The organism is Cohnella abietis, from assembly GCF_004295585.1.
Classification (GTDB): Bacteria; Bacillota; Bacilli; order Paenibacillales; family Paenibacillaceae; genus Cohnella; species Cohnella abietis.
Window position 1 is genome coordinate 1,588,953 of record NZ_AP019400.1, and the last position, 14,760, is coordinate 1,603,712.

General features: G+C 42.8%; 17 protein-coding genes. 14 read left to right on the forward strand and 3 right to left on the reverse strand.

All coding sequences use genetic code 11. The features are described from left to right. Nucleotides 1-43: 43 nt before the first annotated feature. Together KCTCHS21_RS06455 and KCTCHS21_RS06460 are read left to right on the forward strand one after the other, a co-directional pair. Nucleotides 44-319 (forward strand): DUF5132 domain-containing protein, encoded by a 276-nt coding sequence (locus tag KCTCHS21_RS06455; RefSeq protein WP_232058106.1) that lies wholly within the window; start codon nucleotides 44-46, stop codon nucleotides 317-319. Nucleotides 320-327: 8 nt separating this feature from the next. After that, nucleotides 328-552 carry a hypothetical protein gene (locus KCTCHS21_RS06460; RefSeq protein WP_130606038.1) on the forward strand — a complete coding sequence of 75 codons (225 nt, stop codon included), beginning with the start codon at nucleotides 328-330 and terminating at the stop codon, nucleotides 550-552. Between the two features lie 149 nt (nucleotides 553-701). Here KCTCHS21_RS06460 and KCTCHS21_RS06465 read toward each other — a convergent pair whose 3' ends face one another. Beyond that, nucleotides 702-1,469, reverse strand: coding sequence for a hypothetical protein (locus KCTCHS21_RS06465; protein WP_130606040.1), 768 nt, complete (start codon nucleotides 1,467-1,469; stop codon nucleotides 702-704). Between the two features lie 230 nt (nucleotides 1,470-1,699). Here KCTCHS21_RS06465 and KCTCHS21_RS06470 point away from each other — a divergent pair, with 230 nt between their 5' ends. From KCTCHS21_RS06470 to coaD, 3 genes are read left to right on the forward strand one after another with little or no spacing between them, the layout of a single operon-like run. Further along, on the forward strand, nucleotides 1,700-2,290 hold the full coding sequence (locus tag KCTCHS21_RS06470) for a hypothetical protein (protein WP_130606042.1): 591 nt from the start codon (nucleotides 1,700-1,702) through the stop codon (nucleotides 2,288-2,290). A gap of 36 nt (nucleotides 2,291-2,326) precedes the next feature. Next, the gene (locus KCTCHS21_RS06475) at nucleotides 2,327-2,836 is read left to right on the forward strand and encodes a metallophosphoesterase (RefSeq protein ID WP_130606044.1); all 510 of its coding nucleotides are present in this window, start codon (nucleotides 2,327-2,329) and stop codon (nucleotides 2,834-2,836) included. Beyond that, a complete protein-coding gene (gene coaD, locus KCTCHS21_RS06480) occupies nucleotides 2,833-3,312 on the forward strand; it encodes a pantetheine-phosphate adenylyltransferase (protein WP_232058107.1) in 480 nt (159 codons plus the stop codon). The genes KCTCHS21_RS06475 and coaD overlap by 4 nt, the downstream gene beginning before the upstream one ends. Nucleotides 3,313-3,394: 82 nt before the next feature. Here the strand turns inward: coaD and KCTCHS21_RS06485 are convergent, their stop codons facing one another. Both KCTCHS21_RS06485 and KCTCHS21_RS06490 read right to left on the reverse strand, forming a co-directional pair. Continuing rightward, nucleotides 3,395-4,447 carry a DUF6786 family protein gene (locus KCTCHS21_RS06485; RefSeq protein WP_130606046.1) on the reverse strand — a complete coding sequence of 351 codons (1,053 nt, stop codon included), beginning with the start codon at nucleotides 4,445-4,447 and terminating at the stop codon, nucleotides 3,395-3,397. Nucleotide 4,448: 1 nt separating this feature from the next. Continuing rightward, entirely contained in the window at nucleotides 4,449-5,132 is a 684-nt protein-coding gene (locus KCTCHS21_RS06490) for a GntR family transcriptional regulator (RefSeq protein ID WP_162309287.1), read from the reverse strand. Between the two features lie 156 nt (nucleotides 5,133-5,288). Here KCTCHS21_RS06490 and KCTCHS21_RS06495 point away from each other — a divergent pair, with 156 nt between their 5' ends. The 9 genes from KCTCHS21_RS06495 to KCTCHS21_RS06535 all read left to right on the forward strand — a co-directional run bounded on the left by KCTCHS21_RS06495 (nucleotide 5,289) and on the right by KCTCHS21_RS06535 (nucleotide 14,702). Then, nucleotides 5,289-5,996: a PIG-L deacetylase family protein gene (locus KCTCHS21_RS06495; RefSeq protein ID WP_130606050.1), complete on the forward strand. Its 708-nt coding sequence runs from the start codon at nucleotides 5,289-5,291 to the stop codon at nucleotides 5,994-5,996. Nucleotides 5,997-6,027: 31 nt separating this feature from the next. After that, nucleotides 6,028-6,804, forward strand: a complete 777-nt coding sequence (locus tag KCTCHS21_RS06500) for an SDR family NAD(P)-dependent oxidoreductase (RefSeq protein WP_130606052.1) — start codon at nucleotides 6,028-6,030, stop codon at nucleotides 6,802-6,804. Nucleotides 6,805-6,819: 15 nt separating this feature from the next. Further along, complete coding sequence (locus KCTCHS21_RS06505; RefSeq protein WP_130606054.1) at nucleotides 6,820-7,167, forward strand: cupin domain-containing protein; 348 nt, start codon at nucleotides 6,820-6,822, stop codon at nucleotides 7,165-7,167. Further along, nucleotides 7,164-8,285 (forward strand): mandelate racemase/muconate lactonizing enzyme family protein, encoded by a 1,122-nt coding sequence (locus tag KCTCHS21_RS06510; RefSeq protein ID WP_130606056.1) that lies wholly within the window; start codon nucleotides 7,164-7,166, stop codon nucleotides 8,283-8,285. The genes KCTCHS21_RS06505 and KCTCHS21_RS06510 overlap by 4 nt, the downstream gene beginning before the upstream one ends. A gap of 36 nt (nucleotides 8,286-8,321) precedes the next feature. Beyond that, complete coding sequence (locus KCTCHS21_RS06515; RefSeq protein ID WP_130606058.1) at nucleotides 8,322-9,323, forward strand: zinc-dependent alcohol dehydrogenase; 1,002 nt, start codon at nucleotides 8,322-8,324, stop codon at nucleotides 9,321-9,323. 121 nt (nucleotides 9,324-9,444) lie between these two features. After that, nucleotides 9,445-10,926 carry an SGNH/GDSL hydrolase family protein gene (locus tag KCTCHS21_RS06520; RefSeq protein ID WP_130606060.1) on the forward strand — a complete coding sequence of 494 codons (1,482 nt, stop codon included), beginning with the start codon at nucleotides 9,445-9,447 and terminating at the stop codon, nucleotides 10,924-10,926. Between the two features lie 193 nt (nucleotides 10,927-11,119). Then, nucleotides 11,120-12,028 (forward strand): ABC transporter permease, encoded by a 909-nt coding sequence (locus KCTCHS21_RS06525; RefSeq protein WP_130606062.1) that lies wholly within the window; start codon nucleotides 11,120-11,122, stop codon nucleotides 12,026-12,028. Next, nucleotides 12,029-12,964 (forward strand): carbohydrate ABC transporter permease, encoded by a 936-nt coding sequence (locus tag KCTCHS21_RS06530; RefSeq protein WP_130606064.1) that lies wholly within the window; start codon nucleotides 12,029-12,031, stop codon nucleotides 12,962-12,964. It begins immediately after the preceding gene. 64 nt (nucleotides 12,965-13,028) lie between these two features. Next, nucleotides 13,029-14,702 carry an extracellular solute-binding protein gene (locus tag KCTCHS21_RS06535; RefSeq protein WP_130606066.1) on the forward strand — a complete coding sequence of 558 codons (1,674 nt, stop codon included), beginning with the start codon at nucleotides 13,029-13,031 and terminating at the stop codon, nucleotides 14,700-14,702. Nucleotides 14,703-14,760: the final 58 nt, after the last annotated feature.

Genomic DNA, 14,760 nt, shown 5'->3' on the forward strand with positions numbered 1-14,760 from the left:
CGCGGCATCGGTTTTACTTCCCAAATGGTCTGGAGGATAAATCATGCCAAGAAACATCGAAAAACTGATTATGGGAGCTGCTCTCGTCGCAGCCTCCTCAGTTATTCTGCCGATTGCAAAATCAACATTGCGTCCCTTGCTGGCAAGTGGATTAACGGCAGGGGAGGGGCTCATGAATCGTGCCCGATCCTATGTTCAAATCGCGAAGGAAGAAGTTGAGGATATCGTGGCAGAGGCTCAATTCGAACGAATGAAGAAGCAGCTCGATAAAGAAATTGCATTAATGGAAACAGATAATACAGTTGGTGCAGGGAGCTGATTTAGTTAATGGAGGAACAAACGGTCGATTTTCATTTGCAACAGGCATTGTCTCATCTTGATGCCGCATTGAACAAAAGTATAAAGCTTATTGTCGACAATCAAGAGGAAAAACGAATGGTCGGCAGCAAGTGGGAAAAGTTTTTGGGTGAATTCTTTGGACTGGTTCGCGAGAAAGGAAAGCAATCGAAAATGAATCTGCTTAGTTGGATTACATTTCCGCGTATTCGATAACTAAGATATTGCTTGCGTTTTATTATATGGTTCATTGATGCGCCTTTTTAAGTATAAGGGTTTGTTCTTATCGGAACGATTCCCACTATACTAAAGGCGCATTTTTTGTTTTAATCCAGATTGTGTTGACAAGACAAGAACGGGAAAATTTAATACTGGATGTATTTTATATCGTCCCCGGAAATTGTGTCTGAACTATCATCCATATAGGTAATATCAATCTGTTGTAACTGTACTTTCTTAATAGTACTATTATACCAAGCATTTTCCCAATAGTATTCTGAACCAAACGATACACCTGATTTAATAGGGCCCGTATCTTTAGCTCTAAAAGTACTACGTCCGCCAATATCACTGCTTACTATATCGCCAACTGCATTAATTGGAACAACATCAAAATATATATATTTAATAGTTTTATTTGATTTGTTTGTCCAATGAATATATAAGTCTACACCATCTGCAGAATTTGGTTTACCTGGGTAAACTTTAGAAACTCTAATGATTGCTCTAGCTTTTTCTTGTGCTCCTTTTGCAGCCTCAGCCTTTTTCTTATCCTCTTCAGCCTTTTTTTCGGCTTTTATTTTATTTAATTTATCGATACTTGATTTAGCTAGCTCTTGGGCTTCTTTGTCCTCTGGGCTACCATTGAAGTTTTCGTGTAAAGTTTTTGCTTTTGAAATTACATCCTGATACTGTTCATTTTCAAAGCTATTCTTAATAGTAACAAGTTGTTTCAGGGCACCATTTTTAATTTCATCTAATTCAGTACTCAAAGAATTTATCTCGGTCTGCAGAGTATTTACATTTGACTTTAATGAATCAATTTCATTGTTTTTTTCAGTAATTTGTTTTTGTAGATCACCAACTATTTCTTGATTACTACTATTACTACATCCGCTAAGTAATGAAAGCACTAATGCTGTACCAATTAATAATATTAGCTTTTTTATGATGAGTCCCTCATTTCTGATAGTAGTAGCTTGTCTGATTCACTAAGTTGTATTAGACATATCCTTGTTATCGAATAATGTTACTAAAAATTAACTGGGTCAGAAGTTCTAGGTAGTTTATACCATTCGATAAATAGCGGCAAAATCCTGCTTATCATTTCTGTTTGACGGAGCAAGCTATTAATTGGAGTAAAATGGATGGAGAGGCACAGATACTTGAATATGATGAGGTGAAAATGATGGGCTTTTCTGTTTCCATACCAACGATAGTCATTCCTTTCAAAGCTCAAGAAGAGCATGATTGGGTAAGAGGGATAAGGGATAATTGTTCTGATGAGTATTTAAGGAAGCTTGTTGATCGTAATAGAAATTTTTCGATCAGCGGGTTTGGTGAACATATTGCTGGAAAGTTCTATGAATCACTAGGCTATCGATATCTTCATAGATACGGTATTTTCGGAGGAAATCGTATCGGTACATTTCCAGAGGGAGACGAGGTTTTGAAGAGAAGATTTGGGGAGGATTTTTTCCTGAAAAGCAGAACGTTATATCCTTCGTTTAGTAAGGTTAAGTTTGAACTGCCAGATCTCCTAATATACAACGAAGATTGCTCTTATATAAAATTTGTTGAAGCGAAGCGATCATTTACAAATGATAAAATAAGAGAACCGCAGGCGAGAGGACTAACATTACTTGCAACGCTCCTTGACTGCGAAGTGGAAGTAGCAGAGGTATGTGAAGAGACTAGACTGTATGAAGCCGAATTTAATACATTTGAATTTTGATCCGAAGAACACACCACTATGAAATGAGGACTGACCATGCAAAAAGTATTTTTTATTTCAGATCATCATTTTGGTCATAAAAATATTATTGATTTTGAATCTAGACCGTTTAAAGAAGTTGATGAAATGACTACAGAAATGATTGCTAAATGGAACTCAGTAGTAGGGGAAAACGATAAAGTATTTCATTTAGGTGATTTTTCATTCTTAAATAAAGAGAAGACAAAGGCTATTGTTGATAAGCTTAACGGCTACAAGATTTTGATTTTAGGTAATCATGATAGGGGCAGATCAAGAAGCTGGTGGCTAGATGTTGGCTTTAATGAAGTTAGTGAATACCCGATTATTTACAATAATTTCTTCTTTCTCAGCCACGAGCCAATGTACATGAATAAACATATGCCGTTTGTTAATGTACATGGTCATATTCATGGACAGAAATATGAGGGTAAAAATTATTTCAATGTGTGTGTGGAGCATTGGGACTATACGCCGTTAACATTCGAGCAGATTCGTGATTCTGTTGTCGTAAGCGAGGAACAATGATGAAAGCTGTGTATGCTGGTAGTTTCGATCCAATAACTCTTGGGCATGTGTCTGTAATTGAAAGAGCAGCTAGCATGTTTGATGAAGTTCATATTGTTGTAGCTAATAATCGCGACAAGAAGCATTTATTTAATATCGATCAACGTACAGAAATGGTCGTACTTTCTCTTGAACTAATCAATAAGGTGAAGGTTATACCATTTGAAGGAATTGTTGCGGACTACATCAACCAAAATCAAATTGATGTTGTCATTCGTGGCATTAGAAATGCAACAGATCTAGAATATGAGCTGCAGCTAGAACAATATATTCGCAATACGACCAAGGCGGATACAATCTATTTGTCTCCTTATACACAAAATATGCAAACAAGTAGCTCTTTGGTTAGAATGTTTGTTAACTCTGATAAAATCGAATTGGCAAAAGCTTATATGGATGATAAAGCATTTGGGAAAATGGTGTTATACAGTAAATGAAAGTTGGAGAACGGCCTGCAGGTGCCGACTATAAACGTGTGCCGCTGTCTAAAGACGGAGGCACACGTTTTATTAGGTTATTCTACGAGTGAAAACCGAGAAATACTCTAGCAATTTCTTGAATGGCTGGCGTGTCACCTACAAAATAATACAGCTGTGAGACGTCTGTCGACTGGCCTTGAACATCGATGGGAAGGGCGGGGGAATGATATTCAAGCTCCGCAAAATGCCCTAACTGTCCCCCGTCGAAGTAGAATTGCATGCACGATCCTAAGTGATTAGGTTGATTAGGAGGATAATCCGGATAAATACCGGTAGGATTTACACTGAATTGCCGGACGATGAGGCTGCTTTTCTTATCGTTTATTTGGCGTAAATACCCGTATCTCCCTGTTGAGGATAGGGCGTCGATGGAGAGCTTAAAGCTGCTCGGACCTTTACAAGGGAGCTGTAGTCCATTGGGCAGTAAAGTCATTTCGATATTTTCCGTCTGGGAGAACATCGTTAATGGACGCACGGAACCGTAGGTTGGAGCCAGAATCGTTCCACCAGGCGGCACTTGCATAATACTCCATAGATTGCAGTAGCCAGAAGAGGAAGAGCTGTTGTCCGCGGGTGTTGAATTCCAATTAACGGGAGTCAGGTTCATCTCGGTACAGACTTCATATCCCATATAAGAAATGCTCGAACAATCTGGTAGGGTAGAAGACATATTCATAGAGAGTGGATTTGGCAGAAGCGTATAACGCTTCTCAAGATCGATCTTCACTTCCTTGGACGAAGAACAATGCCGCAGCTCACAGGTCATTCTCGCAATAGCTTGCGAGGGAGATAGCTGCGTTAGCTTCCAGCTTCCGGGATCCAAATGTGCAGGTATTTGATAATTACCGGAGCTGTCTTTGAAATATTCGAGCTCGGGACTTACCCATGTGCGATCACCACCTGAATTCCAATTGTCGTCGGCAGTGAGAGCGCTCGGATCTCGCCAGAAAGCGGAATCGGTTTCCTCAGCGGTGATCATTTCCAGAGCTCGTGCACCCTTCTCTAGAATAATTAGCCGTCCCCCATCTTCGTGGGACAGATCAGCATAGGTATGACCGAATTGTTGAAGCTGTGAAATAAGTGTATTGGACAAGTTAATCAGTTCCTTCTACAGATTCATTATGAAAACAGAGCAGGCAATCCTCATCTTGGATATGTCGGGTCCATAGCGTTTCAATCACTTCGGTCGACTCATTCTGAAGAGCTATCAGCAAAGCAGTATGATCTTCGACCACCTTCTGTAAATCTGTGAACTGGCTTGTGTTCTTAATGAAGTGCATACGAAGTCTATTCACAATGCCTGACCATATTTGCATCGTGTATGAAGTGTTGTCTAGGGTGAGGATATGCTCATGGAATTGAATATCTTCCTCGACTAAAGAAAGTAAGTCCCCATTGGCTGCTGATACCTTCATACGTTCAACAATACTTCTCAGATGCTCGAAGAAAGCTTCGTCTTTCTTGGCTACATTGTGCTTGAGCGCGAACAATTCCAGTTGAAGTCGGATAGGAATCAGTAAATCGACGACCTCTTCCTTCCTAACATCCGCCACCGTTGTTTCTCGATAGGGCGAGCTAACGACCAGACCCAGTGCCTCCAAATCTCGTAATGCCTCCCGAATAGGCCCTCTGCTTATGGACATTTGTTGCGAAATTTCCAGTTCTTTAAGCTTATCACCGGGCTTGAGATGCCCCTGGATAATTGCATTTCGTATATCGTTCATTACACGTTGACGCAGAGAGAGATTTTCCTGACTTTTGAAATGAAAGGTTTCCATTATTCGCCTCCTCAATCTATTTGATTCGTAAACCCATATCCCTATTATAGAATAAAAGAAATCTGCACACAAATGATTGTTATCGATTGATTGTTGACAATCTTTAATTCGGAAAGTATGATAGCGATAAAACCGATACACAGGAGGAAAATTCCAATGAATGTACTGGCTATCTGCGCACATCCAGATGATGCGGAAATCTGGTGTGGAGGGACGCTTGCGAAATACGCTAAGCGTGGAGACAAGGTGACGATCGCAGTTGTCACGAACGGAGAAGTTGGTTCGCCGTCGCTTCCTAAGGAAGAGATCGCAGAGATCCGTCGTTTGGAAGCGATTGCAGCAGCTGAAGTCATCGGAGCGGAGCTCATCTGGCTGGGCTTTCGTGATGAATTTCTGTTCGATACGGAGGAGACAAGACTGTCTATTATTGAGGCGATGCGTGCTAGTAAAGCGGAAGTTGTACTAACGCACTGGCCGGACGACTTGTATAATCCAGACCACACGATAACTGGCCAGGTTTCTAACGATGTTGCAATAATGACAACAGTTCCTAATATTGTGACTTCAAGTCCGCCTCTCGCAAAGATCCCGATCGTTTATTTTATCGAAAGCGTCGCAGGACTTGGCTTCCAGCCAGAAGAGTACGTGGATATTACGGATACGTTCGAATTGAAGCAAAGTATGCTTGCCAAGCATGAGAGTCAGGTTGGTGATTGGCTGAAGGATCAATATGGCTCGAATGCCATGGAGATGATCGAGGTTATCGCTCGTTTTCGCGGGATTCAGAGTGGTGTTCGTTACGCGGAGGGCTTTATCAGAGCCAAAGCTTATCCACGCAATATTACAGGATCATTGCTACCTTGACGCTATTTGAAATAGGTAAGGAGGACTTATCATGAATCGGTTTACAGATCAGACGGTTATCGTGACTGGAGGAGCGACGGGCATTGGATTGGCAACCGCCAAGCTTTTCGCAGCTGAAGGTGCGAATGTTGTTATCGCAAGCCGTGGCGAGGAGAATGGGGCGCGCGCATTGCTTGAGCTCAAGGCGATTGGCGGAAATCCAATATTTATCCGTACAGATATCAGTGACGAGGAATCCGTCCAGAACTTGATTAATCGAGCTATCGAACATACCGGTCGTATTGATGTCATGGTTAATAATGCAGCAATGTTTTACGAAAGTGACTTTTTACTGGAAACGACTGAGCGTTGGAAGGCCGTCTTCGATACGATCGTGAATGGAGCCTATTGGTGCTCGAAGTATGCTGCAGATGTGATGGTTAAACGGGAAATAGGCGGGGCTATCGTTAATGTCTCCTCCATTAATGGTTATCGCGCATTAAACCGATCGAGCCACTACAATGCCGCCAAAGGTGCGCTCGATCAATTGACACGTTGTACGGCATTAGAGCTTTCTCCACATGGCATTCGGGTCAACGGCGTAGCTCCGGGCTTTATCGATACAGAGCTCTCAGTCGTTGGTGGAGTGAACGAGCTGGAGACAGAATGGTTTAAGCAATATTATGTAGAGCAAAGAAGAATTCCACAGGCGAGAGCTGGAACCGTTAATGAGGTTGCTTCCGTCATTGCTTTTCTGGCTTCAGAAGCTTCGACCTATATTCAAGGAGCAATTATCCCAGTAGATGGTGGATTGTCGATTACTTTCTAAGGAGTGCATGATGAGATGTCGCAAGGTGAGTGGCAGCAAATATCCCCGAGTATTCGTCGCAAAATTTTACCGTCAGGCAAGCAGCTGATGAGTATGCTTGTTGAATTCAAGCAAGGGGGATATGGACCGGAGCACGCTCATCCCCATGAGCAGCTTGGATACGTCGTATACGGGAAAATAAAAATGATACTAGGTGACGAGGATGTTGTGTTGGAGACGGGGGAGCAGATTTGGGTTCCAAGTGACGTCCCACACTCCGTCATTGCCCTTGAGGATTCGCTCGTGCTTGAAGTCTTTACCCCTTTACGCGAGGATTTGTTAGCATCAATGCACGTAACTAATGAAACGGAGATGAGCTCATGAAAATTACAGAAGTTGAAGCCATTTATTTAAGAATACCCGACCTGGATGCCGCACAATGCGATGGAACACAGGATACGCTCGTTATTCGTATTCATACAGATGAAGGAATCGTAGGCGTTGGAGAGGTTGATTCATCACCTTTAGTCGCGAAGGCTGTCGTTGATGCTCCAGCTTCCCACTCGATCGCTGTCGGTCTTCGTAGTCTGCTGATTGGGGAAAATCCAATTGAAATCGAGCGACTGTGGGACAAAATGTATCGAGGTACGATTTACTTCGGTCGTTCTGGTCCTGCACTGCATGCGATTAGTGGTGTTGATATCGCCCTATGGGACATTCTCGGCAAAGCGATGAACCGTCCCGTTTGCGAGATGATGGGTGGCGTATTCAATCGGAAGCTGAAGGCTTATGCCAGCATGCTCATGCCGGAAACGATTGTAGAAGCGGCCCGCATGGGGGAGCAATACGCGAAGCAAGGGTATAAAGCAATGAAGTTTGGCTGGGGCCCAATTGGACGGGATGCTAAGTTTGACGAGGCGCAGGTGAAAGCCATACGCGAAGCCGTTGGTGATGACATCGATATTATGATTGATGCGGGACTTGCTTGGGATTTGAAGGGTGCGCTGCGGATGGCGGATATTTACGAGAAATACGGCGTGTACTGGCTGGAAGAGCCTGTTCATTCTAATGATATCGCGGGGTATCGTGAGCTTGCTGATCGGACGAAGATTTCCATTGCAGGAGGGGAGCAAGAGAGTGGAAGACTTGCTTTCCAACGACTGCTCGATGAAGGACATTTGGACATTATACAGCCTGATCTTGCTAGAGTCGGTGGATTGACTGAAGGGAAAAGAATTGCTTATTTGGCTTATGATCGTCATAAGAAGGTTGTTCCGCATGCCTTTAAGACTGGCGTTCTGGTAGCGGCTAGCACACATTTTGCTGCTGCGATCCCCAATGGCTTCATGATCGAGCATACGGTTTCGAAATCGCCGCTGGTTCGGGATTTGGTCAGCCGGGAAGTGGAATTCAAAGACGGATACGTTACTGTTCCTCTCGATCGTCCGGGACTTGGGATTGACATCGATGAAGAGGTTCTGAACCGTTACCGGGTCCGTTAAACATAAAGTCAGTCGTGCAAAGGGGAGCGTTATCCAATGAAAGCATTAGTCTATGAAGGTCCTCGCCTGATGAACATGAGAGAGGTCCCCACTCCAGAGTTGAAGCCGGATGAGGTACTCATACGCGTGGAACGAACGGGAATATGCGGCTCGGAGCTTGGAGGCTATCTCGGTCATAACTCCTTGCGCAAGCCGCCGCTTATTATGGGGCATGAATTCGCGGGTGTGGTCGAGCAGCTTGGAGATCAAGTATCCACGCTTCAACTGGGGGAACGAGTTACCGCAAATCCACTCGTAACCTGCGGCACCTGCACCTATTGCCGTAATGGACAATCGCAGCTTTGCGGTGCGAGGGCCTTACTTGGAGCACATCGACCGGGGGCATTCGCTGAATTCGTTGCAGTCCCAGCTAGAAACGTCTATCCTCTACCAGATCATGTATCAATGGACGAGGGGGCATTCGCAGAGCCATTTGCTTGTGCTATTCATATCTGTCGTTTGTTAGAGCTAACGCCTACCGATAGATTGCTTGTATATGGGGCCGGTCCGATTGGTCTGTTTGCCTTGCAGGCGGCTCAGGTATATGGTCTTCGGGATATCGTTATTATTGATTTGAATGAATCCCGGCTTGAGATCGCGAGAGAGCTAGGAGGCATCGCAGTCACAGGTTTGGACCAGCTGAAGCCGGGTTCTGAAGGCGAATTTGATGCTGTAATCGATGCGGTAGGAGCTGAGGTTACTAGGCGTAAGAGTATGCAGGCTGCGCGACCTGGCGGAAGAGTCATATTTACAGGCTTGCACGAGGCGGAGAGCAACCTACCTGTGAATGAGATGATTCGTAGCGAAACTTCGGTGAAGGGTGCATTTGCCTATTCGCAGGATGACTTCGATACAGCGGTGAAATGGATCGGACAAGGACGCGTGAACCTATTGGAATGGACCGAGACGGCTTCCTTAAGCGATGGCGGAGCCAGCTTTGAGAAGCTGATCGCAGGACCCGGGAAAGTAGCGAAAATCTTGTTGCGTGTGAATGAGTAGTAGGAGGAGCAGCTAGTTGAGAGTAGGTGACTTCTGCTCCAATAACAAAATTGATTGTTGATAATAGACGAGTACGGAAGTATGATGCCATTAATATACAATCATTGGCTGGTGAGAATTAATGAGAGTGGACACGTTACGTTTTCTAGCGAAGGCTGCAATAAATCTAAAGGCCGCGAATTTTCCGGTATTAACTGCAAGACGAAGAGCGCATAGTACTACCGATTTGGAAGTGCTGATGCTAGGGGATAGCCATGGGTGGGGGCAAGGATCACCAGGATATGACGTTATTTTCCCTGCTTATTCAACGCATATGTCCGTTCCCTATAGTAAAGGATTTTTTGCTGGATTAAGGGAGCATATCATTAGAAAATATGATTTTTATCCGGCAGCGATTTTACCTGGGAGAGGTAATCAAGCGGGTAATCGTAATCCGGTGAGCGGCATTTATAAGGAAATAGAAGTTGATGTGGTAGCGCCCGTATCTGCGGCAGGTTACTATGCACCTCGTCATGACGAACGACAGGCTGCGGCCAATCTAGGCTATCTTGCATTCAATAACAAGTTTAGTGAGAAGCTACTGATCCTAGCTCCTGATACTAGCGGGAGTGCTATGTTTCAGGTAGACATGCTCACTCATGCTAGTAAAGTATATATCGGAGTATTAACCGGCAGGAGTGGGGCGAAGCTAGAGGTTTACTTTGAGCAGAAGGGGATAGATGGTGGGTTTGTCCATGATCAGGGAACAGTGAGGAGAGGGAATACCGGAGGCTTCTTGTATCCGCAAGCCGATGGTTATCCGATAATTACAACAATAGAAAATGGCGAACATCGAGTGCCGATCCGAAATGAAGTTACGGTTACAGAATCAAGTGTTGTGATCGATACGTTCAATCCCGACGGCAATGAAGAGGTCGTGTATTGTATTGATTATGGACAGAAGCAGCTCGGGAACCTTTGTTTCACTTATGCAGGAGCGAACGCTGATGCTGTTGCATTTGAACATCCCGAGTGTCCTTGCGAGGCGCCTGATCTAAGACTAAGAGGAATCATCTTCGATGGAAACAATGTTCGTAATTTCTCCATGGGCGGACACACAGTGGGGCAGTGGCTAGGTGATGGGACTCCGAGCTTTAATGATCCTCCCTACCCTCATGTAGATGAGCTGCTCCGGTATGTCCCTTTCACTCCGCAGCTCACGATTATTCAAGCTCCGATCGTGAATGAATATTTAAGGCAGACTCCGATTGCTACCTTTACCGCCAATTTAGCTAGCTTACTCGACAAATTAAACCATCACTACAATCATGAAGGCTTGAAGGGGATGGACGTACTCCTATTTACGACGCCAGGAGATAAGGTCATAACCTATGAAGGAGGAGCGTCTGCCCCGATTGGTTATGGCGAATATTATGGTGCGGTTAAGGCATTTGCAATCAAGTATGGCTATGGGTTTGTGGATTTTGAACAGTATTTCCGAGATTGTGTGACAGCAGGGCTGCTAGATTATGAATTTCTATTCGATGATAATATTCATCCGGGTCCCTACGTGAATGAATTTATCCGTGAAATGCTTAGCGATATTATCGATTTAATGATGTGAATAGGGATACTTGTGCGAGATAAATTAGAAGCTATGATCATTGCGATCATGGCTTCTTTTATTCGTTTATAAAGATATGACAGTACTAAGTTTTGTCTATAGAAGCACTAATTTGCCTCCATATTGTAAGCGCTCTATAAAAATTATAATAAGTTAAGTCTTAAGACAAGGTTAGCTGAAGGAGAGAGAGAACATGCAGAAAGTACTTTTCAAGGAGGTAGCCAAGCATAAGTACATGTACCTTCTGGTTGCTCCAGTATTGGTTTATTACATCCTGTTCGCCTACTTGCCGATGTATGGCATCGTTTTGGCGTTTAAGGATTTTGATTATTCCAAAGGCATAACGGGCAGTCCATGGGTGGGCTTGAAACATTTCCAAGAGGTAATACAGTATAGCGATTTTTGGAATGCATTTAACAACACTCTTATTATTAGCTTAGGTCGATTAATATTTGAATTTCCTGCCCCAATCATTCTCGCTCTATTACTGAATGAAGTAACTAGGTACAGACTGAAAAAGTTTTTTCAAACTGTATTTACGTTTCCGCATTTCTTATCATGGGTCATATTGGGCGGAATCATCACGAATTTTTTGGGAGACTCAGGGGTATTTAACCAGCTGCTGGTATCTATCGGGCTTGAAAAAAGAAATTTATTGGTTGAGCCTTCAAGCTTTCGCTATTTATTGTTTCTTACCGACACATGGCGGGAAATTGGTTGGGGTGCGATTTTATACTTAGCTGCTATTGCAGGGATTAATCCTGAATTATATGAAGCCGCTCATGTGGATGGTGCCAATCGATTTCAGCAGCTGAAGGCAGTGACTTGGCCATCAATACGTTACACAGCATCTATTCTTTTCATTCTAGCAGTCGGGAATGCAATGAATGGCGGCTTCGATCAAATTTTTAATCTTTATAACTCCGTGGTTTATGATGTTGCAGATATTCTGGATACCTATGTTTATCGCTACACGTTCATCACAGGAGATAGCTTCAGTATTTCTACTGCTGTTGGTCTTATTAAATCGATTATTAACTTTGCACTCCTTATTGGAGCTAATTACTTGGTGCGTTATTTGGGTGAGGAGGGAGTAACTTAAATGGAAACAGATCAGCCAGAGTTGTCTAATGGGGCAATCGAGCATCGAACCCGGATAGCTGGAAAAGGAAAGAATCGACTGGTAGAGCTCATAATAACAGCATTCTTGGGTTTACTTGCGTGCATCTCGATTTTCCCTTTTTATAATGTGCTTATTACTTCATTTGGAGAGGCTTCCGCAATGGCGAAGCAATCGGTTTATCTTATTCCGACATCCTTTAATCTCACTGCTTATGAATACATTTTTAGCGGAGACAAGATACTGAAGTCCTTTCTAATTTCGTTTGTGGTCACGGTTGGCGGTACGTTCACTAACCTGCTTTTATCACTTTGCGGGGCGTATGCATTATCGAAAAGGACTATGCCAGGTCGGAATATCATGCTGTATATGATTCTATTTACAATGTTTTTTAGCGGAGGATTAATTCCCTATTATTTAACCGTTAAAGATATAGGACTTGTTAATAACATTCTGGTTATGATTGTTCCCTTGGCGGTCAATACGTTTTATCTAATAATCGTGATGTCTTATTTCCGTACACTGCCGCCTGCACTTGAGGAATCAGCCAAAATTGATGGGGCGAACGACATCCAAATATTAGCCAAAATCATTATTCCGATATCCATGCCTACTATTGCGGCTGTTGGCTTGTTTTATGCAGTAGATCGTTGGAATGAATGGTGGCATGCGATGCTTTTTATAAGTGACATTAATAAGTATCCTTTGCAATTGCTGCTGCGTCAGGTTTTAGTGAATTTTAACGAAATCTTGCAGAATGGTATTGCTAGCTCAATGGCTCAAAAAGCGGCGGGGATTTACCCAGATACGATCAAAATGGCAGTCGTGGTTGTAGCTTCTATCCCGATTTTGCTGGTGTATCCTTTCTTACAAAAGTATTTTACCAAAGGTATGATGCTAGGATCTATCAAGGGTTAGTAAACGTGTATGCTTTCTAAGCGTATTCTTTTATTATAAAATTAAGATTATGGGGGAATAGTCAATGCAAAAAACGAAAAAAGTAGTTTCAGTATTAATAGCAGCTTTGTTCATGGTATCCATGCTAGCTGCTTGCAGTAAGGGAAATGATAAAAATGCGGGGGCAACGAGCACACCATTGCAAACGGTTTCAAATGAATCGGCAACACCTGAAGAAGCTTTAAATCCAGAAGATAAATTTAAAGATCCTATGGAAATTTCAATTGGCTATTGGGAAATTGGTAGTGCATTTCAACAGCCAGATAAAGATGAGCTGCTACAATTTCTGCAAAAGAAATTTAACATTACAATGAAACCGCGGCAAGTAGGCTGGGCGGATTATATGGAGAAATATAAGGTCTGGGCTGCATCAGGAGAGTTACCGGATATCTCTTCTATTAATATTGCCAATGATAACAGAGCTTTGTATAACAGCTGGACCTCACAGGGAGTCGTTCGTACCCTCCCAGATGATTTATCCCAATATCCGAATTTGAGCAAAGGACTTGAATCTGCGGATGTGCAAGCAATGAAAACAAATGGCAAGTTTTATATGTATCCGCGGTTAACCTATCCAACTCCAGATGTATGGCAGGGAGACAGAGCAATTCTGGTTCGCAAGGACTGGATGGATAAGCTGGGCATTAGCGATCCGAAAAGCTTTGATGATTTTTCAAAAATGTTAAAAAGTTTTGCCGAGAAAGATCCTGATGGAAACAACAAACAAGATACTGTAGGCTTGGAATCTCATAGTATTAGCCATCTTACTTATCTAGCTATCTCCACATTACCACAGTTTGCTAGCACATCTTGGTTGCTGGAGGATGGAAAATGGATTCCGCCCTATGCGTCCAAACAATTTCCTGAGGTTCTAAAGCAATTGAGGCAATTGGTTACCGATAATGCGATTGATAAAGACTTTGCCATCTTAAAGGGTAATGAAGCCTTAGAAAAATTTGCTCAAGGTCGTGCGGGGGCATTCTCCTATGCAGTCTCACCACTTAATTTAAAAATTCTTGCCGATGCATGGGATAAATATAACCCGGACAAGAAATTTACAGATACGGTAAAGGTACTGCCGCTATGGCCAGCAGCAGATGGAAATGTGTATCATTTCTCGGTTACAACACCTTGGTCAGAAAGCTATTTTAGTAAGAATGTTGATGACAAGAAAATGGACCGTATCCTTAGCTTGTATGATTATTTAGTTTCGCCAGAGGGTCAAATTTTGACTACTTACGGAATTGAAGGTAAGGATTATACCAAAGATGGTGATACATTTGTTATCACTCGACCTAAGGATGAGAAAACAAATCAGCCTTTAGCTTTAGCGGCCTCTTATCCTTCATTAGCTGTATTAGGAACGTTAGTAACTTGGGGTCAGGAAAAATCTTATTTAGACAATGAGATTAACAAGGTCAATTTTGGAGCTGATAATCTAAAGTTCGCAATTGCAGAATATGATTACTTGACCAAGAACACAAAATCAATTGACCAAAATTTTGCGGTAAACGCGATATCCACACCAGCCAAAGATGGCCTCTCGTACAATGTTGGTGATGACGTCATTAAAATTATGCTGTCAAAAGAGGATCCGACTAAGATGTGGCAGGATTTAATCAAGGGCTATAATACCAAAGGATTAGCAGAGGCTATAACAGAATTGAATGCAAAAGTAGCAGAATTAGGAATTAAGTAGTCTTGCATCTAGCAGGCAACCGTAATGTCGTTAGATTGTGGCGATATTGCGGTTGCCT